30 protein-coding genes are annotated in these 26,460 nt (G+C 65.9%); 10 read left to right on the top strand and 20 right to left on the bottom strand.

The features are described 5' to 3' along the window. Position 1: 1 nt before the first annotated feature. Together FG93_RS22850 and FG93_RS22845 are read left to right on the top strand one after the other, a co-directional pair. Complete coding sequence (locus FG93_RS22850; RefSeq protein ID WP_244448699.1) at positions 2-835, top strand: NAD(P)-dependent oxidoreductase; 834 nt, start codon at positions 2-4, stop codon at positions 833-835. Positions 836-851: 16 nt separating this feature from the next. Beyond that, entirely contained in the window at positions 852-1,745 is an 894-nt protein-coding gene (locus tag FG93_RS22845) for a hypothetical protein (RefSeq protein WP_043238899.1), read from the top strand. Between the two features lie 229 nt (positions 1,746-1,974). Here FG93_RS22845 and FG93_RS22840 read toward each other — a convergent pair whose 3' ends face one another. The 4 genes from FG93_RS22840 to FG93_RS32565 all read right to left on the bottom strand — a co-directional run bounded on the left by FG93_RS22840 (position 1,975) and on the right by FG93_RS32565 (position 3,539). Continuing rightward, positions 1,975-2,175, bottom strand: a complete 201-nt coding sequence (locus tag FG93_RS22840; protein ID WP_043238897.1) for a hypothetical protein — start codon at positions 2,173-2,175, stop codon at positions 1,975-1,977. Next, positions 2,157-2,390: a hypothetical protein gene (locus FG93_RS22835; RefSeq protein WP_043238895.1), complete on the bottom strand. Its 234-nt coding sequence runs from the start codon at positions 2,388-2,390 to the stop codon at positions 2,157-2,159. The genes FG93_RS22840 and FG93_RS22835 overlap by 19 nt, the downstream gene beginning before the upstream one ends. 522 nt (positions 2,391-2,912) lie before the next feature. Beyond that, positions 2,913-3,245, bottom strand: a complete 333-nt coding sequence (locus tag FG93_RS22825; RefSeq protein WP_152579579.1) for a GrlR family regulatory protein — start codon at positions 3,243-3,245, stop codon at positions 2,913-2,915. 81 nt (positions 3,246-3,326) lie between these two features. Further along, a complete protein-coding gene (locus tag FG93_RS32565) occupies positions 3,327-3,539 on the bottom strand; it encodes a hypothetical protein (RefSeq protein ID WP_152579578.1) in 213 nt (70 codons plus the stop codon). 121 nt (positions 3,540-3,660) lie between these two features. On the opposite strand from FG93_RS32565, the gene FG93_RS22815 reads away from it, so the two are divergent. The 3 genes from FG93_RS22815 to FG93_RS22805 all read left to right on the top strand — a co-directional run bounded on the left by FG93_RS22815 (position 3,661) and on the right by FG93_RS22805 (position 4,609). After that, complete coding sequence (locus tag FG93_RS22815) at positions 3,661-4,029, top strand: hypothetical protein (protein WP_152579577.1); 369 nt, start codon at positions 3,661-3,663, stop codon at positions 4,027-4,029. Positions 4,030-4,172: 143 nt separating this feature from the next. Then, positions 4,173-4,397 carry a hypothetical protein gene (locus FG93_RS22810; protein WP_043238884.1) on the top strand — a complete coding sequence of 75 codons (225 nt, stop codon included), beginning with the start codon at positions 4,173-4,175 and terminating at the stop codon, positions 4,395-4,397. Between the two features lie 11 nt (positions 4,398-4,408). Further along, entirely contained in the window at positions 4,409-4,609 is a 201-nt protein-coding gene (locus FG93_RS22805; RefSeq protein ID WP_043238881.1) for a KTSC domain-containing protein, read from the top strand. Positions 4,610-4,680: 71 nt separating this feature from the next. Here the strand turns inward: FG93_RS22805 and FG93_RS22800 are convergent, their stop codons facing one another. From FG93_RS22800 to hisD, 5 genes are all read right to left on the bottom strand, one after another. After that, entirely contained in the window at positions 4,681-5,517 is an 837-nt protein-coding gene (locus FG93_RS22800) for an ABC transporter permease (RefSeq protein WP_052514072.1), read from the bottom strand. Continuing rightward, positions 5,514-6,683: an ABC transporter permease gene (locus FG93_RS22795; protein ID WP_043238878.1), complete on the bottom strand. Its 1,170-nt coding sequence runs from the start codon at positions 6,681-6,683 to the stop codon at positions 5,514-5,516. Before FG93_RS22795 ends, FG93_RS22800 begins: the two co-directional genes overlap by 4 nt. Then, positions 6,680-7,744 (bottom strand): ABC transporter ATP-binding protein, encoded by a 1,065-nt coding sequence (locus FG93_RS22790; protein ID WP_043238974.1) that lies wholly within the window; start codon positions 7,742-7,744, stop codon positions 6,680-6,682. The genes FG93_RS22795 and FG93_RS22790 overlap by 4 nt, the downstream gene beginning before the upstream one ends. Positions 7,745-7,943: 199 nt before the next feature. Then, positions 7,944-8,996 carry an ABC transporter substrate-binding protein gene (locus FG93_RS22785; RefSeq protein ID WP_052514071.1) on the bottom strand — a complete coding sequence of 351 codons (1,053 nt, stop codon included), beginning with the start codon at positions 8,994-8,996 and terminating at the stop codon, positions 7,944-7,946. A gap of 124 nt (positions 8,997-9,120) precedes the next feature. After that, a complete protein-coding gene (gene hisD / locus FG93_RS22780; RefSeq protein ID WP_043238875.1) occupies positions 9,121-10,428 on the bottom strand; it encodes a histidinol dehydrogenase in 1,308 nt (435 codons plus the stop codon). Between the two features lie 138 nt (positions 10,429-10,566). On the opposite strand from hisD, the gene FG93_RS22775 reads away from it, so the two are divergent. Beyond that, positions 10,567-11,112: a cupin domain-containing protein gene (locus tag FG93_RS22775; protein WP_043238873.1), complete on the top strand. Its 546-nt coding sequence runs from the start codon at positions 10,567-10,569 to the stop codon at positions 11,110-11,112. Positions 11,113-11,603: 491 nt separating this feature from the next. Here FG93_RS22775 and ehuA read toward each other — a convergent pair whose 3' ends face one another. From ehuA to FG93_RS22730, 9 genes are all read right to left on the bottom strand, one after another. Beyond that, positions 11,604-12,383 (bottom strand): ectoine/hydroxyectoine ABC transporter ATP-binding protein EhuA, encoded by a 780-nt coding sequence (gene ehuA, locus FG93_RS22770; RefSeq protein WP_043238870.1) that lies wholly within the window; start codon positions 12,381-12,383, stop codon positions 11,604-11,606. After that, entirely contained in the window at positions 12,380-13,072 is a 693-nt protein-coding gene (ehuD, locus tag FG93_RS22765; protein WP_043238867.1) for an ectoine/hydroxyectoine ABC transporter permease subunit EhuD, read from the bottom strand. Before ehuD ends, ehuA begins: the two co-directional genes overlap by 4 nt. A gap of 10 nt (positions 13,073-13,082) precedes the next feature. Next, on the bottom strand, positions 13,083-13,748 hold the full coding sequence (gene ehuC / locus FG93_RS22760; protein ID WP_043238864.1) for an ectoine/hydroxyectoine ABC transporter permease subunit EhuC: 666 nt from the start codon (positions 13,746-13,748) through the stop codon (positions 13,083-13,085). A gap of 193 nt (positions 13,749-13,941) precedes the next feature. Further along, entirely contained in the window at positions 13,942-14,799 is an 858-nt protein-coding gene (ehuB, locus tag FG93_RS22755; protein ID WP_043238862.1) for an ectoine/hydroxyectoine ABC transporter substrate-binding protein EhuB, read from the bottom strand. Between the two features lie 104 nt (positions 14,800-14,903). Then, positions 14,904-15,917, bottom strand: a complete 1,014-nt coding sequence (gene doeB, locus FG93_RS22750) for a N(2)-acetyl-L-2,4-diaminobutanoate deacetylase DoeB (RefSeq protein ID WP_043238859.1) — start codon at positions 15,915-15,917, stop codon at positions 14,904-14,906. Positions 15,918-15,922: 5 nt separating this feature from the next. After that, positions 15,923-17,101 (bottom strand): ectoine hydrolase DoeA, encoded by a 1,179-nt coding sequence (doeA, locus tag FG93_RS22745; RefSeq protein WP_043238855.1) that lies wholly within the window; start codon positions 17,099-17,101, stop codon positions 15,923-15,925. Next, complete coding sequence (gene eutC / locus FG93_RS22740; protein WP_043238853.1) at positions 17,098-18,111, bottom strand: ectoine utilization protein EutC; 1,014 nt, start codon at positions 18,109-18,111, stop codon at positions 17,098-17,100. Before eutC ends, doeA begins: the two co-directional genes overlap by 4 nt. After that, complete coding sequence (gene eutB, locus FG93_RS22735; RefSeq protein ID WP_043238851.1) at positions 18,108-19,130, bottom strand: hydroxyectoine utilization dehydratase EutB; 1,023 nt, start codon at positions 19,128-19,130, stop codon at positions 18,108-18,110. Before eutB ends, eutC begins: the two co-directional genes overlap by 4 nt. 133 nt (positions 19,131-19,263) lie before the next feature. Further along, positions 19,264-20,718 carry a PLP-dependent aminotransferase family protein gene (locus FG93_RS22730; protein WP_052514070.1) on the bottom strand — a complete coding sequence of 485 codons (1,455 nt, stop codon included), beginning with the start codon at positions 20,716-20,718 and terminating at the stop codon, positions 19,264-19,266. Between the two features lie 60 nt (positions 20,719-20,778). Between FG93_RS22730 and FG93_RS33325 the strand changes: the two genes are divergently transcribed. From FG93_RS33325 to FG93_RS22710, 3 genes are all read left to right on the top strand, one after another. Further along, complete coding sequence (locus tag FG93_RS33325; RefSeq protein ID WP_200878144.1) at positions 20,779-20,871, top strand: AsnC family transcriptional regulator; 93 nt, start codon at positions 20,779-20,781, stop codon at positions 20,869-20,871. 267 nt (positions 20,872-21,138) lie between these two features. Beyond that, entirely contained in the window at positions 21,139-21,453 is a 315-nt protein-coding gene (locus FG93_RS22720; protein ID WP_043238849.1) for a hypothetical protein, read from the top strand. A gap of 471 nt (positions 21,454-21,924) precedes the next feature. Then, on the top strand, positions 21,925-22,806 hold the full coding sequence (locus FG93_RS22710) for a hypothetical protein (RefSeq protein ID WP_152579576.1): 882 nt from the start codon (positions 21,925-21,927) through the stop codon (positions 22,804-22,806). A 121-nt stretch (positions 22,807-22,927) separates the two neighbouring features. Here the strand turns inward: FG93_RS22710 and FG93_RS22705 are convergent, their stop codons facing one another. Further along, positions 22,928-24,529, bottom strand: coding sequence for an MFS transporter (locus FG93_RS22705; RefSeq protein WP_043238841.1), 1,602 nt, complete (start codon positions 24,527-24,529; stop codon positions 22,928-22,930). After that, positions 24,526-25,560 carry an HlyD family secretion protein gene (locus FG93_RS22700; protein ID WP_043238838.1) on the bottom strand — a complete coding sequence of 345 codons (1,035 nt, stop codon included), beginning with the start codon at positions 25,558-25,560 and terminating at the stop codon, positions 24,526-24,528. Before FG93_RS22700 ends, FG93_RS22705 begins: the two co-directional genes overlap by 4 nt. 89 nt (positions 25,561-25,649) lie before the next feature. Between FG93_RS22700 and FG93_RS22695 the strand changes: the two genes are divergently transcribed. Further along, positions 25,650-26,273: a TetR/AcrR family transcriptional regulator gene (locus tag FG93_RS22695; RefSeq protein WP_052514069.1), complete on the top strand. Its 624-nt coding sequence runs from the start codon at positions 25,650-25,652 to the stop codon at positions 26,271-26,273. The last annotated feature ends 187 nt before the right edge of the window (positions 26,274-26,460 follow it).

Here is a 26,460-nt window from a genome sequence, read left to right as displayed (position 1 = left end):
TATGATGTCGGCCTCTGCGACCGTGCCACTTCGCCGCCCCGGCACGGGCCAAGTCCTCCTCACCGGCGCTTCGGGCACGCTAGGCCGAGTACTCGCGCCAGCGCTCGCGGCGGCTGGCCATCGCCTGTGCCTCAACGATCTGCTGCCCTTCCCCGATCCCCTGCCCGACGGTGCTACCTTCGTTGCGGCCGACCTCACTGACAGGCAAGCGCTAGGGGCGGCTTGTCCTGAGGATGTCACCGACATCGTGCATTTCGGCGGCATCAACACCGAGAAATCGCCAGAGGTCATTCTTCACGCCAATATTCTGGGGACGCTGAACGTCTTCGAGATCGCGCGGGAGCGCGGTGCCCGCGTGATCTTCGCCAGTTCCAATCATGCGGTTGGTTTCTATTCACGCTCGCGGCAATCCGTGACCATCAACGATCCCTATCGACCCGACGGGCATTACGGCGTGTCCAAGGTTTATGCCGAGGCACTCGGCCGACTCTATTACGATAAGCACGGCGTCGAGAGCGTGCACCTGCGCATCGGTTCTTGCCTACCGGCGCCTCTTGAGACCCGTAATCTCGCGACCTGGCTGTCCTATCCCGATCTGGTCCGCCTCGTCATCGCCGCGCTCGTCGCGCCCGAGCCGGGCTATGCCATCGTCTGGGGCATCTCTCGCAATACGCGCCGCTGGTGGGCAGGTGACGATGCGGATCGGATCGGCTTCGTGCCCCAGGACGATGCCGAAGCTTTCGTTGGCTCCGTCGTGTCCGAGGGCGGCGACGAGGTCAGCCGTGCCTTCCAGGGCGGCTCGCATTGCAGCATCGGCTATAGCCGGCGAGATTGAAGCAGGAGCGGGAGTGATGCCACGGATCGTCCTGTCCGGCCATGGCTACAGCCTTGCCGTCAATCCCGACTACGGCGCCAACCTCACGGGATTGAGTTGGCGGCACCCGGCCGGCGCCGACATCGAGATCCTGCGAGGCTGCAGCGACGAAGCGCTGCAGCCCGGCCTTCCCTCACCGGTTGGCTGCTTCCCGCTGGCGCCCTTCGCGAACCGCATCGATGGCGGCGTGTTCGAGCATGCGGGCCGACGCCATATCCTCCCTATGAACCGGCCAGAGGAGAATGTCGCGATCCACGGCCTGTCGCGCTTCGAGCCCTTCGAGGTTGTGTCGCAGGGCGAGGGCTCGATCGCCCTCCTGCACCGGCACCGGGGCGAGGTTTTCGCCTATGATCTGCTGCAAGAGGTCGCGATCGAACGGGATGGTGTTGTCATCCGTCTCGAAGCGACCAACCGCGGCGCGGCCATGCCCTTCGGCATCGGTCTGCATCCATTTTTCCGGCAAGAGGCCGGCGCGCGGCTGCGTTTGACGGCGGCGGTCCGCTCGCAGTCCGACAAGCGCTACCTGCCCTTGCGCTTCGTCGCGGCCCGAACGGAGCCGGATTTCACCGAGGGTAGCGACCTCGAACGGCTTGGTGGATTCGACGCCCACTACGCCTGCTGGAAGCCACGTATCGCGATCCTCGAACGGCCGTGGGCGGATGTTGCCGTTGCAGTAAGTGCACGGGGCACTTTCACCAATCTCCACCTATTCGTGGGGCCGGACTGCGATTTCGTCTGCATCGAGCCGGTCAGCCATGTTCCTGATGTGCACAACCGCAGGAAGCTCGAGCAATTCGGTGATCTCGCCGTCCTGGAGACGGGCGCGGTGACAGCGGGGGAGATGCGCATAGCGGTTTCGGCCCTGGCGTAGGCCGTGTCGGAAGACGAGGCGACAGTGCAACAGCTCTGCCTGGAAAAGAGACTTCTCGTGACCTGGAGCGCGCAGCGGTTCAGCGTCAGAATGGCTCGATCACCCGTGTCTCGGCGGAGATGGGATAGTCCTCGCCCGCCAATTTCGCGCGCGCCTTCCAGAAGGGGACCGGCCGCTCCCCCCGGGAGCGGGCCTAAACCACGGGACGGGACCCGAGGGACGCCCATTGCTATGGACCACCGGCCATCGAGCCGACGATCACCATCACGAGCGCGTCGATATCGATTTCGCCGTTGACCGTCACCTTCTCTCCGCTTCGCCGGACTTCAAGCTTTGATGGACACTCGCCAGCCTGCCGTTCGAGTTCGTCGATCACCGCTTTGATGGCTTTGTCTTCTAGAGGCTTTCTGCTCATAGCGCTGGCACCCATTTCCAGAAAACTCCTTCATTGCGCTGGGGATCGTACTCGAATTCGCACTCAAACCGCTTTCCATAGGCCTTGGCCGCAGCAAGAGCTGGAGCCGAGGGCGGGTTCATCCCGGTGCCCGGCGCAAACCAGTCCTCCAGGAGATCGTCTGGAACATAGGCACCAATTCGGACGGGGAGGTTTTTGAGCACCGCATCCATCTGCTTCGGCACCGGCATGAAATTCTCTCTGAGCGGAAGGGCGGGAGGCCGACACGCCGTCCATATTGCGGGCATGCAGCAGAGAAACGTGCGGCTGAGGAATTGGTTTCAGCGGCGTCTCTAGAGCCTCGGAGGCCGTCGGCCCTGGGCGGGAAAGGCCGGCTGTAGCTCGCGGCCCGGTGGTCGACATTTCTCGCCAGGGTTGGCGGCGTTGACGAAATGTTAGCCGCATGAACGACGCACAGAAGCGCGGGCTTGCAAGGCTCATGCTTCGCTGGCCGCAGTGGAGAGCGGAGTTACGGCAAGAATGCAGCCGTATCGCGGTACTGGCTGTCCTGTTCGAAGACTATGAATGGGCTTGCGAAGCCGTGGCCCATTGGTCGAAAATCTCTTCGCCGACAGGGCAGGTACGGGTGGAGGAGTACCGCGTTCTAGCCCTCGAGATAGAGCAGGAGATTGAACATTCGATGAGTGCGGCGCGCTAATTCCAATAAGACGGGGCGAAACCCAGGACAGCCCTGAGATGCTCGAGCCGTTTAGTCAGTCGGCAACGCGAACAAGGGTGACCCGAACTGTGATTCCTGGCGCGTCCGGCGACTCGCCTAGCAGCGAAATGGTGCCCTCGATGGCCACCCCTGCAAGGCTGACAGACACGTCATCCTTACCGAACACGCTTTCGACAGCCAGAGTCGGGGTATGCCTGGATACCCGGATCTCCGCGCTGAATGTATCTCGATCCTCTTGATAGCTTCCGACGTACAGCATGGCTGAATTGCCTCCGCGCACCTTGCCGCCGCGGATCACCACGACACCGCTGCCGATGCCGAGGGCGGTCCCAAACTCCGCTTTATAGGTGCCTTCTTGGACGGCCATGCTGGTCTCCCCCAGAATGAGCAATTCCGACCTCGCACGCCCACAAGCTCGGAGACAACGATCCGGCCACGGCCGCGCCGCTCAAAGAGACGCTATTCTAGTCCTGTCGGCACCGAGGATCACGGTTATCATGTCGTGAGCACGGACCGACGCCGTCTGCAGCTTTTTTCCGGTGCGGGCCATGATGCGCTGCTCGAGCTCTTTCATGAGCGCTTCAGCCAGCAGATCAGCGCAGCCGTCACGGGAGACATGCTTGAAGGCGGCCGGTACGATGATGCGAATGCCAACGATCAATCTGCCTCCTGCTCGCTTGCAGCCATGGATCGCTGTGCCGAGATGCGTCGCCTCCGTTGCCGGTGAGGCGGGTCGTTGACGATCCTGACGGCGAGGTTCCGTGCAACCTGCGGAGACCGACGTGAAGCACTTCATTGCGACATACGATATCGAGACCGCTCCCGGCGATCCGCACCAGCGCTTCCTGGAGGCGGCCCTCGCTCAGGGCTGGTTCGACTCGATCACGGTCGCAGGCCAGACCGAGAAGCTGCCAAGCTCGACGCTGGTCGGCGAGTTCAAGAACCTCGATCATGCTCAAGCGGCATTTTCTGAGGCGGTGGAGGAGGCGTCTCGCCTGATGTCGCCTGCGCAGGTGACCGTTGCATCCCGCTATATCGTTCAGCGTGTCCCGATGGGCCGCCTGAATATCTTCAGGCGGAAATGGGTCGAGGCCAATATCGGCCGTCTCCAGGCCATGCTCAAGATGAAGGAATCGAAGCGCTCGGGATGAGAAACCCGTTTTCCGAAGGTCGGCGAGACGTCCGATCAGGCAGCTACCTTGCCGCGATGATCGCGCGGTTGCGCCGCTTTTTCTCGCGAATGTGAACCTCCTGGTTGTCCCAGCGTTGCATCCCTGCAGCCTGGAGCACTCCAATGCCGGTGATGACCGAGCTCAGCCCGCCCGCCTGGATCGATATCGAGATCGCGCCGGCAGCAAGGCCCATCGTCAAGGACGCTCAGATCGACGTGGCAATCGTCGGTGAAGGCATTGCAGACCTTTCGAGCGCCGGTGGGCTCGTTTGCGGCTCGCGTTTTGCCGCCGACGAAAGCGTTCTGAATCGGCCGGCCATCCGCGGCCTCCCACCCGCCCAAGACTAGCGGTCGGGCGAATGCCTTCGACCTCCATCCGTGAAGCGCGTTACGACCCGGACACCCGCATCCTTTCGGTGTGGTTCCGCGCAAGCGGCCTGAGATACGACTACGACGATGTCCCGCCGGAGATCTATGCGGCCTACAAGTCCGCCTTTTCGAAGGGGCGCTTCTTCAACGCCTTCATCCGGGACCATTACAAATACAGGCGCCACCGGTAAGCGCGAAAAATTCGTTGAACAAGATCCCAGTAACGGGCGCAGACCGGTTCATTGACGCACGAAAGTCGCACCTAAGCCTCGCTCGGCCGAACCCTCTGCTTCTTGCGCAACGCGGGGAAAAGCGAGGCGCCCTTCACGGCCAGCAGCAGGGCGAAGGTCAGGATCATGATGATGAAGGCTGCGGCCGCGATCGCGGGGCTGATGTTCTCGCGCAGCGAGGAGAACATCTGACGGGCGAGCGTGGTCTGGTTGGGGCCCGCGACGAAGAGCGTGATCACCACCTCGTCGAGCGAGGTGGCGAAGGCAAAGACCGCCCCGGTCAGGATGCCGGGCATGGCCAGCGGCAGCGTCACGCCGCGAAAGACCTTGACCGGCGAAGCGCCGAGACTGGCGGCGGCCCGCTCGAGCGCCGGATCGATGCTGGCGAGCGAGCCCGCGACATTGACGAGCACGAAGGGCACGCAGAGCACCGCATGCGCAATGATGACGCCGAGATAGCTCGAGGCCAGCCCCATGCGGGCATAGAGGATCTGCATGCCGACGCCGAGCACGACCGCCGGCACCACCATCGGCAGCAGGAAGACCGAGCGCAGCAGGCCGGACAACGGCAGGAGCTCGCGCCTCAGCCCAAGCGCCGCCAGCGTTCCGATCACCGTCGCGACGACGGTCGCGCCCGTGCCGATGATCAGCGAATTGACGATCGCGCGGGTCCAGGCCTGGCTTTCCGCCAGCGCGCCGAACCAGCGCAGGGAGGGACCGCTGATCGGATAGACCAGGAAGACGCTGTCGGTGAAGGCGAGCGGCAGGATCGCGACGAGCGGCAGCAGCAGGAAGGCGACGGCGAGGCCTGCGAAGGCGAGCCGCACAGCGTTGAAGGCCGCGCCGCCGGGACGGGAGACGCCGCTCATGTCTGCACCAGCGGCGTGCGCGAGAGCCGGCCGTAGAGGATGTAGAGCGCGGTCGTCGGCACCAGCAGGAACAGGCCGAGCGCGCCCGCCATGCCCCAGTTCGCCGTTCCGGTGGCGTAGAAGGCGATGACCGAGCTGATCATCTGGTCGCCTGCCCCGCCGGTCAGGGCCGGGGTGATGTAGTAGCCGAGCGCCACCATGAAGACGAGAAGCGAACCCGAGAGCAGGCCCGGCATGGCGAGCGGCAGCAGGACATGGCGGAAGGCCTGCAGCGGGGCGGCGCCGAGCGCAGCGGCGGCCGGCATCAGGTTGCGCGGAATCGCGATCAGGCTGGCATAGATCGGCAGCACCATCAGCGGCAGTAGGACATGCGTCATGGCGATCAGCACGCCCGTGCGGTTGTAGATCAGCGACAGCGGCGTATCGATCAGCCCGAGCGCGCGCAGCGTCTGGTTGATCAGCCCGTTATCCTGCAGCAGGATCAGCCAGGCTGCCGTGCGCACCAAGAGCGATGTCCAGAGCGGCAGCAGCACGGCGATGAGCAGCGCATTGCGCTTCCAGCCCGTCACGCTCGCCGCCAGCATCGCGAAAGGCAGGCCGATCGCCGCGCAGAGCAGCGTGACCTGGCCGGCGATGACGAAGGTGCGCAGCATGATCGCACGGTTGACGGCGAAATCGGGCTCGACGGGCTCGATCCGCGCCGCGTCATTGCGCTTGAGATCGATCGCCGCCAGCAGATTGGCGTCGGTATAGGCCGGCATGCTGCGCTTCAGCGCCAGCCAATAGCCCTGCTCGCTCCAGCGCGGGTCGACGGCGACAAGGTCGACCGCGTCAGTTTCGCCGGCTTCCCGCACGGCCCGCGCCGTCCGGGGGAGCAGGGTGCGGAAACCGGCCTGCTGGCTGTTCAGCGTGCGGACCGCATCGCCGAAGCGCTCCTGCGGCGTGTCGGCCCGCAGATCCCGGACCAACGCCGCCTGCAGGGAGGCCGGCGGCGGGCCAGCCCCATCCCAGCTCCCGATCGCGGTCGCCGTCTGCGGAAAGGCGAGGCGCACCGTGCCGCCCTGCACGGCGGTCGAGACCATCATCCAGAGCGGCCAGAGGAAGAAGAAGCCGAGGAAGAGCACCAGCGGCAGGATGAGGAGCAGAGCCTTGAGGCGCGCGCTCATGGCGCCACCAAAGCGCAATCGCCCGGCGCGAAGCTGGCCAAGGCCTTGCTGCCGATCGGCGGCGCCGCATCGCGACGCCCGGCCCGGGCGACCAGACGGCTCTCCCCGAAGGCGAGATGCAGGCGGATATGGTCGCCATGGTAGACATGGTCTTCGATCGTCACCGACAAGGCGTTCGCGGCAGCAGCGTCCTGCACGAGATGCAGCATTTCGGGACGCACCGAGACCATGACCTCGCTGCCGGTTTCAAACGGCCCTGCCCTATCGCAGCTCACGCTCCCGCCGGATATAAGCGCGACCGTCGCGGCCTCGCCCTGGCGCTGCGAGACGCGTCCCGCGAGCAGATTGGTCTCGCCGATGAATTCGGCGACGAAGCGTGTCTGCGGCCTGTCATAGAGGCCCGACGGCGTATCGAACTGCTCGATCTTGCCGCGGTTCAGCACGGCGACACGGTCCGACATGGTCAGCGCCTCGCCCTGATCATGCGTCACGAAGATCACGGTCAACCCGAGTTCGCGATGCAGCGCGCGGATCTCGAGCTGCATATGCTCGCGCAGTTGCTTGTCGAGCGCGCTCAGCGGCTCGTCCATCAGCACGACCTTGGGCTCGTAGACCAGGGCACGCGAGAGTGCGATGCGCTGCTGCTGGCCGCCGGAGAGCTGCGAGGGCCTGCGGTCGGCGAGATGGCCGAGCCGCACCAGATCGAGCGCGCGTTTCACCCTCGCGTCGCGCTCCGCCCTGGCGACGCCGCGCATCTTGAGGGGAAAGCCGACATTCTCGGCGATCGTCATATGCGGGAACAGCGCGTAGTTCTGGAAGACGACGCCCATCTCGCGCTTGTAGGGCGGCAGGTGCTCGACGCGCCGCCCGTCGACATGGATGCGCCCGCCCGAGGGCGCCTCAAAACCGGCGAGCATCATCAGGAGCGTCGTCTTACCCGAGCCGGAGGGGCCGAGAAGGCTGACGAACTCGCCCCGCGCGACATGGAAGTCGAGCGCGTCAACCACAGTGACCGTGCCGAATACCTTGCTGATGGCCTCGAAACGAATGAACGGATCCAGATCTCGCAATGAACAATCTTCCCGTGAGGATGAGACGAAGCCGCTGCGGCCGCGGCGAGGAACCGGTCGGAGACGGCGCCAGGCCGGGCGGCTGGCGGGGGCGGCCCCGGGTACGATGGCGTGCCCGGGACGCGTTGCTTGGCGGGCGGCTAAGCGAAGGCGGCGAGCTGCCGCCTGCCTGCCTCCCTGCCTGCTGGCCCTATTTGCCGACCCAGGCGTTGAAGCGCTTGGTCAGGTCCTCGATATTGTCGTTCCAGTAGTCGACATCGATCGCGATCGCATTCTCGAGATTCTGCGGCGCGGTCGGCAGATCCACGGCGAGATCGGCCGGGACGGCGGCTGCGGCCGCCTTGTTGGGCAGGCCATAGGCGATGTCCTGCGGCAGCTTGGACTGGTTCTCCGGCAGGCTGGCGAACGCGATGAAGTCCATCGCCTGGTCCTTGTTCGGGCTGCCCTTCAGGATCACCCAGCTGTCGACGGCGTAGATGGAGCCGGGCCAGACGGTCTTGAACTTGGTGCCCTCGGTCTTGTTGATGCCGCTGATGCGGCCGTTATAGGCCGAGGTCATCACGACCTGGCCGGATTTCAGCAGCTGCAGCGGCTGCGCGCCCGATTCCCACCAGACGATATCGGACTTGATCTCGTCGAGCTTCTTGAAGGCGCGATCGACGCCGCCCTTCTCGCGCAGCACCTTGTAGACGTCCTTCGGCGCGACACCATCGGCGATCAGCGCGAACTCGAGCGCATATTTCGGGCCCCGGCGCAGGGCGCGCTTGCCCGGAAATTTCTTGGTGTCCCAGAAGTCCGCCCAGGAGGTCGGCGCCGTCTTCAGCTTCTCGGAATCGTAGGAGAGCAGCGTCGACCAGACGATCGCCCCGACGCCGCAATCGCTCACCGCACTCGGCAGGAACTTGTCCTTGCCGCCGAGCTTGCTCCAGTCGAGCTTCTCGTAGAGGCCGTCGGCGCAACCGATGGCGAGTTCATCGGCCTCGACCTGGACGGCGTCCCAGTTCGGCGTACCGGCCTTCACCTTGGCCTGGATGACGCCGACGCCGCCGTCCCAGGATTCGTCGAGGACCGGCTTGCCGGACTTTTCGGCGAAGGGCTTGAAGTAGATCTTGCGCTGCGCGTCCTGGTAGTTGCCGCCCCAGGATACGACGGTGAGATCGCGGGCGGAGGCTGCACCGAGGCCGGCGATGACGAGGCCTGCTGCGAGCGCGGTGCTGCCCAGTATCGACTTCAGAAACGTCATGGATCTTCTCCCTGCTTATGCTGCAGCGATCCCCCGCCCCTCGCGGTTGGGATCGTCGTTGCCCCTATTGGAGCCCCCTTTATCGCGGTGCGATAGAGGGATTCCCGAAAAATTCTCGCGGCGCTCAGGCTCCGATCTCGCGCAGCAGCTGCGCCGGGGCGAGCCGCAGCGCCGCCGCGCGCCTGTGTCCTTCCAGGCCTTCGCTCGCGCTCTGGCGCATGGCCGGCGGGGCCACAGCCGCCACGCCGCGCTCGTCGAGCCATTGATGCGTGCAGGTCTTGAGATAGGAGCCGACCCAGAGACCGCCGGTATAGCGCCCGGCCGCCATGGTCGGCAGCGTGTGGTTCGTGCCGCAGCACTTGTCGGAATAGACCACGCTCGCGGCGACCCCGATGAAGATCGAGCCGAAATTGCGCAGCTTCGCGGCCGTGGCATGCGCGTCGCGCGTATGCACCTCGAGATGCTCCGCGGCGATATGGTCGGAATAGGCCAGCATGGCGGCCTCGTCGGCGCAGACGACGATCTCGCCATAGTCGCGCCAGGCGGCGGCGGCGACCGGCGCGGTCGAAAGGTTGCCGAGCTGCCGCTCGATCTCGACGAGCACCTTGTCCGCCAGGGTTCGGTCCGTGGTGATCAGGCCGACGCGGGTGCGCACGTCATGCTCCGCTTGCGCCAGCAGGTCGACCGCGATCGTCACGGCATCGCCGGTCTCGTCCGCGACGACGAAGATCTCGCTCGGGCCGGCGAGCTGGTCGATGCCGACGAGCCCGAAGACCTGGCGCTTGGCCTCGTTCACATAGGCGTTTCCCGGGCCGACGATCTTGTCGACCGCCGGAATGCTCTCCGTGCCGAAGGCCATCGCGGCGATCGCCTGCGCCCCGCCGACGCGAAAGATCCGGTCGGCGCCGGAGAGATGACAGCCGGCGATCATCGCCGGATGGGCCGCGGGCGGCAGGCAGGCGATGACCTCGTCGCAGCCCGCGACCTTGGCCGGCACGATCGTCATGATCGGCGCCGAGAGCAGCGGATAGCGCCCGCCCGGCACATAGGCGCCGACGCGGGCGATCGGGATGATGCGGTGGCCGAGATGCAGGCCGGGCAGCGGCTCGATCTCCAGGGGCAACAGGGTCTTGCGCTGCGCCTCGGCGAAGGCCCGCACGCGCTCGATCGCGAACTCGGTATCGGTGCGGGTCTGCGTCTCCAACCCGTCCAGCGCGGCGGCGCGCTCCGCGGCTGTGACTTCGAAGGCGTCGAGCTCGAGCTTGTCGAACTCGCGGGAATAGTGCCGTACCGCCGCGTCGCCGTCCCGCCGCACCGCCTCCAGAACCGCCTTCACCGTGGTCTCGACCGGGGTGTTGTCGCTCCAGGCGCTGCGCTGGGGCGCCTTGATGCGCGTGAGCCGGGCTTCCAGGGCGGGGTCGGATTTGGACATGCAGGACATTCCGGTGAGCGGGAGAGAGCTGGCCAAGCTTCTGCGCCACGCGGCGGCAAGGCAAGGAGGGCCCGCGGAGGCGTTGAAGATATTCACCAGCTGGGCTCAGATGCAGCTCTCGCGTGAAGGAGGCCCTCCATGAAGATCGGCGACCGTTTGAGGGAGCTAAGGCTCCGCCGTCAGCTCAGCGTCCGCGCCGTCGCCTTGCGGTCCGGCATTTCCCATTCCTCGATTTCGCTGATCGAGCGCGACCTGATCAGCCCGTCGCTCGACACGCTGCATGCCGTGCTCGATGCGCTCGGCACGACGCCATCGGGCTTCTTTCTGGACTTTCACGCCGTCTCGCCGCCAAATCCCTTCTGCCGGGCCGCTGAAATGACGGAGATCGGCCGGGCTGACGCCATTTCCTATCGTGTCATCGGAACCGGCTTTCCCAACCGCGCGATGCTGATGCTGCACGAGACCTACGCGCCGGGCGCCGATACGGGCGAGGCCTTCTCCCACTCGGCCCAGGAAGGCGGCCTCGTCATCCGCGGCGCGGTCGAGGTCACCGTCGGCGGCCGGACATCGATCCTGCAGCCCGGCGATGGTTATTATTTCGACAGCCGGGAGCCGCACCGCTTCCGGAACGCCTCGAACGAACCGAGCGAAATCGTCAGCGCCATCACGCCTCCGACCTATTGATCCCAGGACGGTGCGCTCCGATGGCGGAGGCGTGGTTCCGTAGCAGGCGCTATCATTGGGTCGGCCTGCTTCCGCTCCCGCCCCTTAGCTGCCCCTTCCGTTTGCGCAGAGGCGAAAGCCCAGATCGTCCGGAAGCCGGGGTGGCTTCGACGGCGATTGGTTACCAGGCAACCCGCGCCGCAACGTGCGAGACGAGCGTCCCCGTTGGGAAGACGTCGCCTCCGGGAGCCGCTGTCCAGCGCCCGTCGATATAGGCGTCCTGTCTCAGCAATCAGCGATCGGCGAGGCGCGACAGGCCCGGATGCTCGGCTGTGGCGCCCGCCTGTTCGCGCTCCCGGTTCGCTGCGCCCATCACTGCGTTCATGACTATCCTTCCGTCGGCTGATGTCGAGCCTAGGGGGAACGCTGGCGAGACCGGTTTCGAAGAACCGGCCTCGCGCCGTGGGGATCTCGGAAGATCTGGGCGGGGCCGATAGATTTTCGGATCGGTTTCATCGCAGCACCGATGCCAGGAATTCGCGCGTGCGCGGCTGCTCGGGCGCACTGAAGATGCGCTCCGGTTCGCCCTGCTCGCAAATCCGGCCCTTGTCGAAGAAGCAGACCCGGTCGGATACCTCGCGGGCGAAGCGCATCTCATGGGTGACGAGCAGCATGGTGAGGTCATGCTCGCTGGCGAGGCCGCGGATGACCGAGAGGACCTCCCCGACGAGCTGCGGATCGAGCGCGGAGGTCGGCTCGTCGAAGAGCAGCACGCGCGGGCGCATGGCCAGCGCGCGGGCGATGGCGACGCGCTGCTGCTGGCCGCCGGAGAGCTGCGCGGGATAGTGGTCTTTCTTGTCGGCGAGACCGACCATGGCAAGCAGATCGACGGCCCGGCATTCGGCCTCGCCGCGCGGCAGCCCGAGCACCCGCACGGGCGCCTCGACGACATTGCGCAGGACAGTCATATGCGGGAACAGGTTGAAGCTCTGGAAGACCATGCCGACATGGCTGCGGATCTGCCGCAGATGCCGGTCGGAGGCCCTGAAGGGACCGCGTTCGCCCTTTTCGTGATAGGGCATGCCGGCTAGCGTCAGCACCCCCTCCTGGAAGGGCTCCAGCGTCATCAGGATGCGCAGCACCGTCGACTTGCCCGAACCGGAGGGGCCGATCAGTGTGACCTTCTCGCCCTGCGCAACGCTGAAATTGAAGTCGTCCAGAACGGTCAGCGCGCCGAAGCGTTTGACGACGCTGGAGAACTCGATGATGGGCGCCTTGACGGATTCGGTCATCGCAACGGGATCCCTGCTTTTGGCAGCGCCTTTTGCAGCCGGTGCAGGCCGGCCGAGCAGATCAGCGTGAGGAGGAGGAAGATCAGGCCGACCAGAGTCAGCGGGACCAGGTATTCAAAGGTGCGCTCGCCGATCATGTTGGCCAGCCCCATCATCTCGAGGACGGTCACGACGGAGAGCACTGGCGTCTCCTTGATCATCGCAACAAGATAGTTGCCCATGGCTGGCAGGATGCGCGGCACGATCTGCGGCACGACGATGTCGCGGTAGGTCTGCAGGCGGCTCAGGTTCAGCGCGGTGGCCGCCTCCCATTGCCCGCGCGGCACGGCGTCGATGCCACCGCGGTAGACCTCCGAGGTATAGGCCGAATATTGCAGCCCCAGCGCGATCGCTCCGGTGAGGAAGGCCGGCAATGTGACCCCGTAGTCCGGCAGGACGTAGTAGAGGAAGAAGAGCTGCACCAGCAACGGCGTGTCGCGGAGGAATTCGACGACGATCGCCGTGGTCCAAGACACGCTCACGAAACGGCTGCGGCGCAGCAGTGCGAAGCCAAGGCCGAGCACCAGCGCGATCGCAAAGCCGGCCGCGGCCGCCTGCAGCGTTACGGTGAGCCCGATGAGCAGGATAGGCAGGATCGATGATGCGTAGGTCAGCGGCGTCGTCGTATCCCATTCGAACCCGTACATCATGCCGGGCGCCTCACGAATGGGCCGCGCGCGGAAAGGCCGCGCCGCGCCGGGCCAGTTTCTCGATCAGCCGCATGACCAGCATCAGGACCAGCGACATCACGAAATATCCGACGAGCGTCAGGCTGTAGACGCCGGCGCTGTCGAGGGTGAGGTTGCGGATCGATTGCGCGCGGAAGGTGAGGTCGGCGATCGAGATCAGCGAGACCAGTGACGACAGCTTCAAGGTCTCGATGGCGAGATTGCCGAAGGCCGGCATCATCTCGACCAGCGCCTGCGGCAGGGAGATATGGAGGAGCGTCTGGACGCGACCGAAATTCAGCGCGCGCGCCGCTTCGTGCTGCTGCGCGGAAACCGATTGCAGCGCGCCGCGCACAATCTCGGAGCCATAGGCGCCGACATGGAGGGAGAGCACGAGAATTCCCGTGGCGACGGGCTCGAAGCTGACGCCGACGAGCGGCAGGGCGTAGTAGAACCAGAACAGCTGGACGAGCAGCGAGGTGCCACGGAAGAGCTCGGTATAGCAGAGCGCGATCATCGCCAGCACGCGCCCGCCCTCGACGCGGGCGATGCCGGCAGCGAAGGCGGCGACTGCGCCGATCGCGATCGCCGACAGCGTGATGGCCGCGGTGACGAGTGCGCCGCGTGAGAGCGCAGGCAGATAGGACAGCCACTCCATCCAGGACTCCCCGAAAGCGTCGAAACGGGCACAGGGTTCTGCCCGCCGGTCGGGCGGGCAGAACGACATCGTCTGGCGCGCCTGTGATTCAGCCGGACCTCGCTGAACGGAAGACGTCGCTCCAACTCACCAGCTCAGGGCATGGTTTCGTGGCCGACGGGGCACATACCGCGGCGGACCATGTTCCGGTGCCTCATTTGCCGGCGCAAAGGTCCTCGACCTTGCGCTCCGCCGCCGCCTTGATGCTTGCCTCGGACAGCCCGTAATTGCCGAGGATCTTCTTGTACTCGTCCGTCGCGCGGAATTCGACGAGGGCGGCGTTGAAGGCGTCGCGCAGTTCCTTGTCCTCGGGCCGGAACGCGAAGCCGCCGAAGTTGCGGACCGGCTTGCCGTTGACCACCGGGTCGGTGAAGGGCGCAACCTGCTCGACATTGGCCTGGCCCTTGGCGAGCGAGGCGACCGTGAGCTCGGTCGCGGCATAGGCGTCGGCACGGCTCTGCACGGTCGCGAGCGCATCGGCATTGGCGGTGATGAAGATCACCTGGCTGTCCTTGACACCGACCGCGCGCAGGAAGTCGATATTGTTCGCGCCGGACACGACCGCGACCTTCAGCGACGGGTCCTTGGCGATGTCGGCATAGGTCGTGAGCTTCTTCGGATTGCCCTTCTTCACCAGCAAGCCCTCGCCATAGGAGGAGTTCGGCTCGGAGAAGGAGACCTGCTTGCAGCGCTCCGGCGAGATGTTCTGCTCGGCGGCAACGAAATCGAAGCGCTTGGCCTTGAGGCCAGGGATCAGGGTGCCGAACGGCGTGACGGACCAGTTGGCCTCGGCGACGCCGATCTTCTTCAGCACGGCATTGGCCACGTCGGGCCCGATGCCGGCCGAGGTGCCGTCGTCCTTCATATACGAATAGGGCACCTCATTGGCGGTCGCGACCCGGATATAGCCCTGGTCCTTGACGTCCTTCAGGCTGGTGGCGCCGGCGGCGGAAAGGCCGATGGCGACAGCGACAGCGAAAGTGGACACCCCGGCAATTTTCAGAAACGGCATGTGCATTCTCCTCTGGTTGATGTTTTTCCGCATGCCGATTGCCTCGGATCTCTGGCGTCTTCGCGCCGGCGGATGGGTTTGGGCCGGTCGCCCGGCCGAACGGATCACGGCGCCTCCTTCAGCACGGCGAGGACCGAGAGGCAGTCGCCCGCCTTGATCAGCCCGGGGACGTGGCGCGCGGCGAGGACACCGTCCATGGCGGCCCGGTACTCGGCCGGGGCGAGCCCGGTTTTGCCCACGGGGTAGAGTCGCGCGATCGTCTCGCCGGCGCGCACCTGATCGCCGAGATCGCGCTCGAAGACGATGAGCCCATCATCTTGCGCGAAGGCGAAGCAGTCGCCCGAGGGCATGTCCAGCCAGCGGGTCGGTGCCATCTCGGGCGGTCCGGCGAGGATGCCGGCATGCTTGAGCAGGTTGCCGGCGCCGCGCCGGGCGATGTCGATCGTCCGGGCACTCGCCGTTCCGGCCCCGCCGAGCTCGGTCGTCACGAAGACCTTGCCCATCTCCTCGACGGTGGTGTCGAGCATGCCGACGGCGTCGATCTCGATCATCTTCATCGAATAGGGAGCGGAGAAGGCCGCAACCGCCGCAAAGCAGCGCGCCTCCTGCGCCTTGTCCGGCAATTCATGGGCCGCGGCATAGGGCAGGAAGTCGAGCGTCTTTCCGCCCGAATGGTAGTCGAGCACGATGTCGGCGAGCGGGACGAGATGGCGTGTGACGTAGTCTGCGATCTTCTCGGTCACGCTGCCATCCGGCCGGCCGGGGAAGCTGCGGTTGAGATTGCCCTTGTCGATCGGCGATGTGCGGGTCCCGGCCCGGAAGGCCGGATAGTTGAGCGCCGGCACGATGATGACCCGGCCCGAAACCGCTGCCGGATCGAGCGTGCGCGCCAGCTCGAACAGGGCTGCCGGACCCTCATATTCGTCGCCATGGTTCGCGCCGGTCAAAAGCGCCGTCGGGCCAGCGCCGTTCGCGACGACGCAGATCGGGATCATCACCGAGCCCCAGGCGCTGTCGTCGCGGCTATAGGGCAGGCGCAAATGGCCATGCTGGACGCCGCGCGCCGACAGATCGACCGTGGGGGTCACCGGCGAGGAGCGCGGAGAGGCGGTCAACATGCGATTCACCCCTTGACGAAGAGCTGGCGTGGCACGTTCGACAGGCATTCGACGCCAGTCTGCGTGATCGCGATGCTCTCGGTGATCTCGAGCCCCATGTCCTCGAGCCAGAGGCCGGTCATGAAATGGAAGGTCATGCCGGGCTTGAGCTCGGTCCGGTCGCCGGGGCGCAGGCTCATGGTGCGCTCGCCCCAATCGGGCGGATAGGACAGCCCGATCGGGTAGCCGGTGCGGTTGTCCTTGATGATCCCGTATTTTTTCAGCACCGCGAAGAAGGCGTTGGCGATGTCCTCGCAGGTGTTGCCGGGCTTTGCCGCGGCGAGCCCGGCTTCCATGCCTTCGAGCGTCGCCTCCTCGGCGTCGAGGAAGGCCTGCGTCGGCTTGCCCAGGAAGACGGTGCGCGACAGCGGGCAATGGTAGCGCTTATAGGCACCGGCGATCTCGAAGAAGGTGCCTTCGCCGATGCGCATCGGCTTGTCGTCCCAGGTCAGATGCGGAGCAGACGCGTCCGCTCCCGAGGGCAGCAGCGGCACGATCGCCGGATAATCACCGCCGAATTCGGGCGTGCCGCGGATGCCGGCGTCATAGATCTCGGCGACGAGGTCGCATTTGCGCATGCCGGGCCGGGCAACCTCGACGATGCGCTGGTGCATCAGCTCGACGATGCGGCCGGCCTTGCGCATATAGTCAAGCTCGGTCTGGCTCTTGACCGCGCGCTGCCAGTTCACCAGGCCGCCAGCATCCTTGAAACGGGCATTCGGCAGATGCGTCTGCAGCGAGGCGAAGGCCGCCGCCGAGAAGTAGTAGTTGTCCATCTCGACCGCGATCGGGAGCTTGTCCCACCCTCGTTCGGCGATGATCTGCGCCAGCAGGTCCATCGGATGGCGCTCGGTCGATTGAACGTAGTGGTCGGGATAGCCGATGATGTTGTCGTGGCCGAGATAGGCGGTGCGCTTCGCGCCATTCCCATCCTGCTTGCGGCCGTACCAGATCGGCTCGCCCGAGGGCGGCACGATCACGCATTGGTGGACGTAGAAGGACCAGCCGTCATAGCCGGTGAGCCAGTGCATGTTTGACGGATCGGTCACGATCATCAGTTCGACGCCGGCCCGCTCCATGGCGGTACGGGTCTTGGCGAGGCGCTCGGCGTATTCCTCGCGCGTGAAATTCAAGATTACGGTCACGCGGCGTCTCCCGCTTCGGCTTTGGTGTCGATGGTGTGCCCGGCGCCGGCAGCGCGGGCGCGGGCGACGGCGAGATTGGCGATCGCCGTGTCCTGCACCCCGGTCCCGGTAAGGTCCACCAGGGTGATCTCGTCAGCCCTTGTCCGGCCGGTGCGTTTGCCGGCGATCACCTCGCCGATCTCGGCGAAGGCCTGGTCGGCCGTCGCGGCGCCGGCGCGGATCGCGGAGGCCAGCTCGCCGAGACGCCGCGTCTGGGTGAGACGGTCGGCGACATAGCTTGCGCGGGCGAAGATCCCGGGGTCGATTTCGTTCTTGTGTTCGCTGTCGGAGCCCATTGCAGTGATGTGCTGGCCGGGCTCGAGCCAGTCCGCCATCAGGATCGGCTGTTCGGCGGGCGTCGTGGTGACGATGACATCGGCGCCCCTTGCGGCGGCTTGCGGATCGCTGACGGCGGTGACGACGAAGCCGAGCCGCCGAGAGAGCTCGGCAGCGACCTTGTCGGCCTTTTTCGCGTCGCGCGCCCAAATCCGCGCCTCGCGGATCGGGCGGACCAGTGTCAGCGCTTCGAGCTGGAGCCTTGCCTGCATTCCGGCGCCGAAAACGGCGGCGACCGCCGCATCCGGTCGGGCGAGATGGCGTGCCGCGACCGCCCCGGCGGCCGCGGTCCGCACATCGGTGAGATAGCCGTTGTCCAAGAGCAGCGCCTCGACCAGCCCGGTCCTGGCACTGAACAGGATCATCAGCCCGTTCAGGCTGGGCAAGCCGAGTTTGGGATTGTCGAAGAAGCCGGGGCTGACCTTGATCGCGAAACCGTCGAGGCTCGGCACATAAGCCGTCTTCACGTCGACCTCGCCGCGATGTTCGGAGATGTCGAGCCGCAGGATCGGCGGCATGACGACGGCTTTGGTCGCGAGCGCCCCGAAGGCCTCCTCGACACAGGCGATCGCGCTCAAGTCGAGCCTGACGACGCGGCGCAGCTCGGCTTCGGTGAGGATGAGCATGCGGCTCATCCGGCGGCTCCGGAGATGATGCGCCGGTGTACGGCTTCGTCGATATTGCCGCCCGAGACGATGATCGCCGTCGGGCCGTGCGGGCTGACCTTGCCGGCAAGCAGCGCCGCGATACCGACCGCGCCGGCGCCCTCTACGACCTCGCCCTCCTCGCGCGCGGCGTGGCGGATGCCCGCGGCGATCTCCGCCTCGCTCAGCAGCACGATCTCGTCGAGCAGGTCACGACACAGCGCGAAGGTGACGCGATTGGAAAGGCCGATGCCGCCGCCAAGCGAATCCGCCAGCGTTTCCGTTTCGACCACCGCGACGGGCCGGCCGGCCGCGACGGAAACTGCCATGGCAGCCCCTCGTTCCATCGAGATGCCGACGACGCGAACCTCCGGGCGCCATGCCTTGACCGCGGCGGCGATCCCGCCGGCAAGCCCCCCGCCCGACAGGGGCACCAGCACCAGCGCGAGCTCGGACAGGTCCTCGACCAGTTCGAGGCCGATCGTGCCCTGGCCCGCCACGACATCGGGATTGTCGAAGGGCGGGATCGGGGTGAGTCCGTGCTCGGCGACCAGCCGTTCGACCTCAGCCTGCGCATCGTCCTGCGAGCGGCCGACAATGCGGATCTCGGCGCCGAGCGAGCGGATCGCTTCGACCTTGTTCGCCGGCACCAGCGCCGACATGCAGATCGTGGCGCGCAGCCCGAGCTGCCGGGCGGCGTAGGCGACCGCGCGGCCATGATTGCCGGTGGATGCGGTCACCAGCCCGTGCCGGCGCCGGTCGTCCCCGAGCGCCAGCACCGCGTTCATCGCGCCGCGGAGCTTGAACGCGCCGATCGGCTGGCGGGTCTCCAGTTTGAGGTGGACAGGCTGCCGGCACAGGCGGCTCAAGCTCGGCGAAACGACGAGCGGCGTGTGCGCCACCTTGCCGGCGATGCGCGCCGCGGCGGCCTCGATGTCCGACAACGCGACCGGCACCGGCGGCTCGGCCGGTCGATCTGCTGCAACATTGGCGAGATGCGGTTTTGTCACCGTGGCCCCTCTCGCTTGTCATGCTGCGAGGGGGAAAAATTCATGTCAATTATTATATTGTCATGATCCAATCATGACGGATGAACTGCAGATCGCGAAGGGGGAAGGCCACCCGCCCGAGGTCACCCGGCTCTCAGCCGATGGCGCCGATGTCGAAGACCGACGGAAGCTGCTCGAACGTCTGCCGCACGCTCGTCAGCGTCCGGGTCAGCAGCTCATGGCTCAACCGCCCTCCGAGGCAGATTCGGATGCCCCCGCCATGGCCGGCGCCGGCTACGAAGGGATCGGACGGTGTCACGGCGATGCGCCGGTCGGCGAGTGAGCGGACAAGGCTATCCTCGGTCCAATGGGCCGGCACCCTGAGCCAGGCGCAGAGCGAGAGCGGATGACTCGACGCGACATGAATCCCGAGCGTATCCGCGACGATGCCCTGCCGTGCCCTCGCCTCCTCGCGCTGGATCGCGAGCAACCTCTGCGCCGTGCCGTCCTCGACCCAGCGCGTCGCGATCTCGGCCGGCAGATAGGTGCCGCTCCAGCTCGTCACACGCAGGATCGAGGTCGCGCGGATCGAGTATTGCGGCGGCACGACCAGATAGCCGACGCGCAGGCCGGTCAGCACCGTCTTGGTGAAGCTCGTGAGGAAGAAACCGAGATCGGGCAGCATGGACGTGATCGAGGGCAACGGCTCCTGGATCAGCGGCTTGTAGACCTCGTCCTCGACGACGAAGACCCCATGGCGCCGCGCGATCTCGGCGATGGCGTGGCGGCGCTCGGGACCCGCGACATGGCTCGTCGGATTGTTGAGGGTCGGGATGAGGACAAGCGCACGCACACCGCCGGCACGGCAAGCCGCCTCGAACGCATCGGGGCGAATTCCCTCCTCGTCGGTCGGCAGGCCCTTGAGGCTGAAGCCGAGGACATTGGCGAGGCCGATGACGCCGTGATCCGTCAAATTCTCGGTCAGCACGAGGTCGCCGGCGCGTATCACGCAGGCCAGAGCCAGGAAGAGCGCATGGGCGGCGCCGTTGGTGATCAGGACGCGCTCGGCGGAGGTCTCGACTCCGAGCGGGCCCAGCCAGAGGCGTGCGGCTTCGCGGTGGCGGTCGAGACCCGCGATCGGCCGGCAAGGCCGCATGAAGGCGCCGTTGTCGTCCTCGGCCAGGGCCGCCAGTGCCTGCCGCGAGGCCGCCTCATGCGCGTCGAGATAGACCCCGCGCACGATCGAGAGGTCGACGACCTCGGACGAGCTTCGGTCGAGCATCAGGCGCCCCGCCTGCTCGGTGACGCGCAGCTTCACGAAAGTCCCGCGTCCAACCTCCCCGCCAAGATAGCCCAGGCGCTCGGCTTCCTTGTAGCTGAGGCTGACGGTCTGCACCGAGATGCCGAGCTTGCGGGCAAGGTCGCGATGCGTCGGCATCCGGTCCATCGGCTTCAGAACGCCGGCGTCGATATCGGCGATGATCCGCTCGGTGAGCGCGCCGTGCTTGGTCTCGCCCTTTTGCTTCGTCAGGGTCGGGCGCCACTCGACGGCCTTCCCCAGAGCCGGAGAAAGCCGGTTGTCAGGGGGCCGCGCGGCTTGACGGAGCATATGATTGTCTCGTTCTTAGGAGGCATCGTTCATGACATTATGCACGCACGGCCAGCGAAGATGAAGCTCGATACCATCGACCTGAAGATCGTCGCCGCCCTGCGACGCGACGGCCGCATGACCAAGCTCAAGCTCGCCCAAAAGGTCGCATAGTCGCCGGCCGCCGGCTGGGAGCCGCTGCGCCGTATGGAAGAGAGCGGCGTGATCAAGGGCTACACCGCGATCGTCGATCTGCAGCCCGACGCGCCGCGCACCGCGGTGCCCGGGCATCTTGCGCGGGCCCTCGCCTCCCGGTCGCGGCGGAGTTCGCGGCAGTCCCTTCCCCGGGGACGTTCTGGCTCGCCTTTCTGATTCGTTGGACTCGTCAAGCCATCTTTTGGTCGCTAGCGTACGAGCGTGGATCCTGAACGGGAGGTGGCTATGCCGAACGCCGACACCGTGCTGATTTGCTCGTACGAAGAACGCAAGGCCGCCGTTTTGAGAGCCGCCCAGTTGCTCCAGTACGCAAAAGGCTCCGACGAAGACCGTGAATTCGAGATGCTGACCGAGGCCATTGCCGAGTTCGACATCCTTCAGGAGTCTCTCGGGCCGGTCGAGATCCCGCCCGCCTTCATGCAGTTCATCCACGGAGCGGGCCGGCGCTCGGCTGCCACCAGCGTTCGTGAGAGATCTCGCCGCCCCCTCCGGATCGCGCCGGTTTCAAGCGGACCCCTGGCGCGCTCGACGCGACGCTGACGCCACAGAGCTTCAGGCAATGTACGGCTGCGGTCGCAGGCATTCGCACCGCCCATGCGCGGCGGCATGGGCGTTTCCCGTACCGACATGTCGCAAGTCCCGCAGGCTCGCCTTGAGTCGCGATCCGAGAATGACTTATTACTCAATGGGTTCGAGGCGCGTCCTGGAGAATAGGTTTAAGGGGATCGCCATCGGCCTCGCGCCAATCTTGGCAGCACGCCGAGGCGATCGAGATCTCGCTCACCTTCCGCACCTAGATCGGCTTTTCCGAAAACCGCAATCCACTTTTCGGGCCGATGCTTTGGGTGCCTAAGGATGTCGTCAATCGCGGCGAGCAGTTGAGCTTGCAGGCTTCGATCAGCGAGGCGATGACTGCCCCGTGCTCGGCGCCACCGCCGGCGCAATTGTCCCGCCACCCGGCGCCCAAGATTTCGTTGGACAGATCAAAGGTCACAGAGACAGTGTAACCGCATGATCCGAGTGCGGGGGCACGTCAAAGTGCAAGTTCGGTCGTTAGCGTCGCATTTCGTGCCGGGGCTTTGTGCCCTTTTGCTTGTCTTGCTGTCATCGGCAAGCGCACCAGCGCAGCAAGCCGATGTGGTGCTGGCGGTCGGCACAATCACCACCAACAACTATCCCGGTCAGGAGTCTGCTGGCAATGGTCTGGGCGAGGTCATCTTGCACCACGTCGTCACCATGCTGGGCGACGGCGAGGACTTTGCCTGGTGCGCGGGAAAGGTCGTCGAATGGCGGCGGATCGACGAGGTGAACAAGGAACAGAAATTTCAGCAGTCGGAATATGCTGACCCGGCCACGGCGATAAAGAAGCTGGGCACCATGGCACCAGACTTTCTGATTGGCGGCAGCATCAGCTTCGGCGCCGGAAAAGCCGACTGGACCATGGAGATCAGAACCAACCCCGGCGGCGAGCTTGTTGACCGCTTCACCGGCTTTGCAGATGACGATGCGGTTGTGGACGAGGCTGCCCGGATTGCCGAACGGGTGCTGGACAGGCTTTGCCCCGGCCCGTGGACGGTCACCGGCGGCGGCGCCCGGATCAAGGTGAGCGGAACCGTGGTGAAATTGAACGAGGCGTTCAAGACCGTCGGCACGTTCCCCGGTGGCACTGCGAATTTCGTGTACTCGCCAACGTCGCGCTCCGGCGGGACGGTGAAATATGTGCTTGCCGGGGGCGGTTTCTCAGGCGCCGGCAGCGGCACCTATACGATCGGTCCGTCGGGCGACGGCTCTACGTTGACGATCAAGCAAACCACGACGGGCTGCATCAACCGCGTACCGGGTTCGTGCAAGACCAACAGCGAGGCGCTGACCCTGACCCCGGTTTCGCGCTGACGGTCCGCTCGGCACCCGACGGTCGACTGTTCGGGTCTTAATATTCGCCGCCGCCCGGCGACAGCAAAGTAAAGCCTTGTCCTCGATCGCATGCGCAGCCCGGACTGACGGATCCGGAGCTTCAGCCTGCCACCGGCAGCCGCGCTGCGCGCGCCTTCGCATATTTGGCGAGGCTGATCTTGACGGTCACCAGCACGGGTGCGGCGACGACGAAGAGCACGGCGACAGCATAGAACGCCGTGTCGAAGGCGATCACCGTCGACTGCTGGGTGACAGCCCTGCCGAGAAGGCTCGTCGCTGCACGGCCGGCCGCCGCAGCCTCCATCCCCCTGCCCGCCAGCATGGCAGCCGTCGCCGTCAGCCGTTCGCTGACGACAGGAGCGCTGGCGGTGATGCTGGCGCCGAGCACGGCGACATTGGCTGCGATACCATGGTCGATCAGCGTCTGGAGCCCCGCCACGCCGATCAGGCCGCCGAGCTGGCGCCCGGTGTTGAAGATGCCGATGGCCGAGGGCAGGTCTTCGCCGTCCAGATTGTCAAAGGCGATCAAGGTAATCGACAGGAACAGGAAGCCGAGGCCAAGACCGCGCAGCAGGACGGCCGCCATCATGTCCTGCGCCCCGCTCTCGCTGGTCGAGCCGGACAGCATCCACATCGCAGCCATCACCATCAGAATTCCAAGGGGGACGGTTGCGACCGGAGGAACGCGGCGGATGCCGATGAGCACGGCTGCAATGACGAGCGCAGCGACGAACAGCGCGCCGCTCGGCAGCAGCAGCTGCCCGGCGGCGGTCGGCGTGAAGGCGAGGACGGACACGGCAAAGGACGGAATCAGGTAGGCACTGCCGAACAGCGCGGCTCCGGCGACGAAGCTGACGATGAAGGCGAAGGAAAAGTCCTGCGAGCGGAACACGCCAAGATCGAGCAGTCCCCGCCCCCCTGCCAGCCATTGCCGGCCAAGGAACGCGAGAAGAGCAGCCGTTCCGATCAATGTCAGCCAGGTGATCCGCGCCTCCTCGAACCAGTCCCAGCGGCTGCCCTGGCTCAGCACATAGGTGAAACAGGCGAGCGCGCTCGAGACGAGCGCAAGGCCCATCCAGTCCAACGAGCCGGGCGCAGTTTTGACGGGCGTCGTGCTGTCGCCGAGCAGTAGAAGGCCGAGCGCGGCCAGCGCCACCGGGATGACACTGAGGAAGATCCAGTCCCAGGATTGGCTGTCGAGCAGCCAGCCCTGGAGGGCCGGCGCGATGGTCGCGGGCGCCACGACGGCGCCCATCGCGAAAAGAGCCTGAAGATACGGCTGGAGGCGCCGCGGATAGGCGAGAAAGAGGAGCGTCTGCCCCGCGACGAGCAGGGTTCCTCCGGAGAGGCCCTGGATGATGCGCAGGGCGACGAGCAGATCCAATCGCGTCGTGATCGCGGCAGCGGCGCAGGCTGCCCCCATCGCCAGGGTCGCAGTCATGACGAGACGGCGCGGATCGATGCGGCCCATCAGGGCGTGGACGGCGAGGAAGCCGATCAGCTTTGCCGTGGTGTAGCCGATATCCAGCCAGGCAAACTCATCGGGCGTTGCGTAGGAGTCGCCGATGATGTCGCCGCGGCCGAGCGACAGCACGGTGCTGGCAATCGCCTCCGTCAGGGTGGCAAGCACGATGCCGGCCATGAGCGCGCCGCCCGCTCCCGCCTGTTCCCGGATAGGGACGTCGAGGGCTGCCGCGGTCATGCGCCGCTCCCGAGATCGATCTCGACACGCGCGGACAGGCCGGGCACGAGACGGCCGGGCAATGGATTACCAAGAAACCGGATCTTCACCGGCACGCGCTGAACGACGCGAACGAAATTTCCGGTGGCGTTGTCCGGCGGGAGCAGGCTGAAGGCGGAGCCGCTGCCCGGCGCAAAGCTATCCACGACGCCCTGGAACGCCTCGTTCGGATAGCCATCGATCCTGATGCGGATCTGCTGGCCGGGCTTGATCTGCTCGATCTGCGTCTCCTTGAAGTTTGCCACGATCCAGAGGTCATCGACCGGGACGAGATCGAGCAGCGGGGCGCCAGGCGCGACAAGCCGGCCGATCCGTGCCTGCCGGTTGCCGACGACGCCGCCGATCGGCGCACGCACCACGGTGTTGTCGAGATCGATCTGGGCGAGATCGCGTGCGGCCTGGGCCTGCGCGACCGCGGCAAGAGCCGCTTCGCGCTGGGTGGCAAGGACGGCGATGCGCTGCCGCTGCGCCTCGACGGTGGCCGTCGCCGCTGCCAGGCCCGCCTCGCCCCGCGACCGCGCCGCGTCGCTTTCATCGAGCTGGGCCTGGCTGATCGCGCCGCGGTGAATCAACTCGCGGCGCCGGTTCGAGGCCCTGACCGCCAGGTCCAGCTCCGCCACGGCCGAACGCTTCTGGGCCTCGGACTGGCGGATGAGCGCGTGCTGGAGCTGAGTGTCGGCGTCGACATTGGTGACGCGGGCCTGGGCTGCCTCGACATTGGCAACGGTCTGGGCGAGCCGTGCGCGGTAGTCCCTGTCGTCGATCCGGAACAGGACGTCGCCGGCCCGGACGGCCTGATTGTCCTCGACCTCGACCGCCGTGACATAGCCCGCGATCTTTGGTGCGAGCGAGGTCACATCGCCGCGGACATAGGCATTGTCGGTCGATGCCCCGCCGGCACGAACATGGGCCCATCCCGCAGCAGCGGCCCCCACGGCCACGGTGCACAACAGCAGGCCGGCGAGCTTTCTGAGTTTTGGGGAACGGGCCACGGCAACCTCCGGTAATGATCGTTACCATTGACCCATATGGTAATAATCGTTACCAGTCAATGGACACGTTCATGGAGGGATAGAGAGCTGTGATCGAGGAGAAGACCCGCAAGCCCGCCAATCGCCGCGACGCGCTGCTGAAAGCGGCGGCCACGGAGTTTCTTGAAAAGGGCTATGTCGCGACGAGCATCGACGCGATCATCGAGAGATCCGGCGGCTCGAAGCGCAACATCTACAATGAATTCGGCAACAAGCAGGGGCTGTTCCTGGCCATCGTCAAACACAATGTCGACGAGATGCTGGAAACGCTCTCGGTCGACGACATCGAGATGCACGATCTGCGGGAGACGCTGACGGTGTTCGGCGAACGCCTGATGAAGGTCTACATGTCTCCGACCTTGATCGGGATCTATCGCACTGTCGTCACCGAGGCCTCTCGGTTCCCTGAGCTGATGAAATCCTTCTACGAGCAAGGCCCTGCCCGGACCACGCTCCGGCTTGCCGAGGTTCTCGAGGCGGCCAGGGCGCGCGGCGAAATTCGCGGGGATGATTGCCTGCGGCTGGCCGGGCACTTTGTCGGCATGATCCGCGATAATCTCCATCTGCAGGTCATTCTCGGGGTGCGCCCACCACCATCGGACGACGAGGCGCGAGCGGCGGTCGCCTCCGCCGTCGAAGTCTTCCTGAATGGCGCAGGACGCGGCAGGCCGTGAGCGCATTGCCCTTCTGACGATACGGCCCCAGGCGCAGACGGTATCCGGAGTATGTTTCGACGTTCCACCTCGGTCGGATGGGACCGGCCAGGGGTGGACATCTCTAAACGTGGGCGGTCATGCTCGTTCCAGCGCCCGTTGAAGGGGTACCCTGAGCATCGCCGGGGCAACCCCGCAGGTCCACACT

Origin of the sequence: Allobosea sp. LC85 (assembly GCF_000735605.1) — a bacterium.
In the GTDB taxonomy this organism is placed as follows: domain Bacteria; phylum Pseudomonadota; class Alphaproteobacteria; order Rhizobiales; family Beijerinckiaceae; genus Allobosea.
Note: the sequence above shows the minus strand (reverse complement) of the source record. Positions and strands in the feature narration are given on the sequence as shown.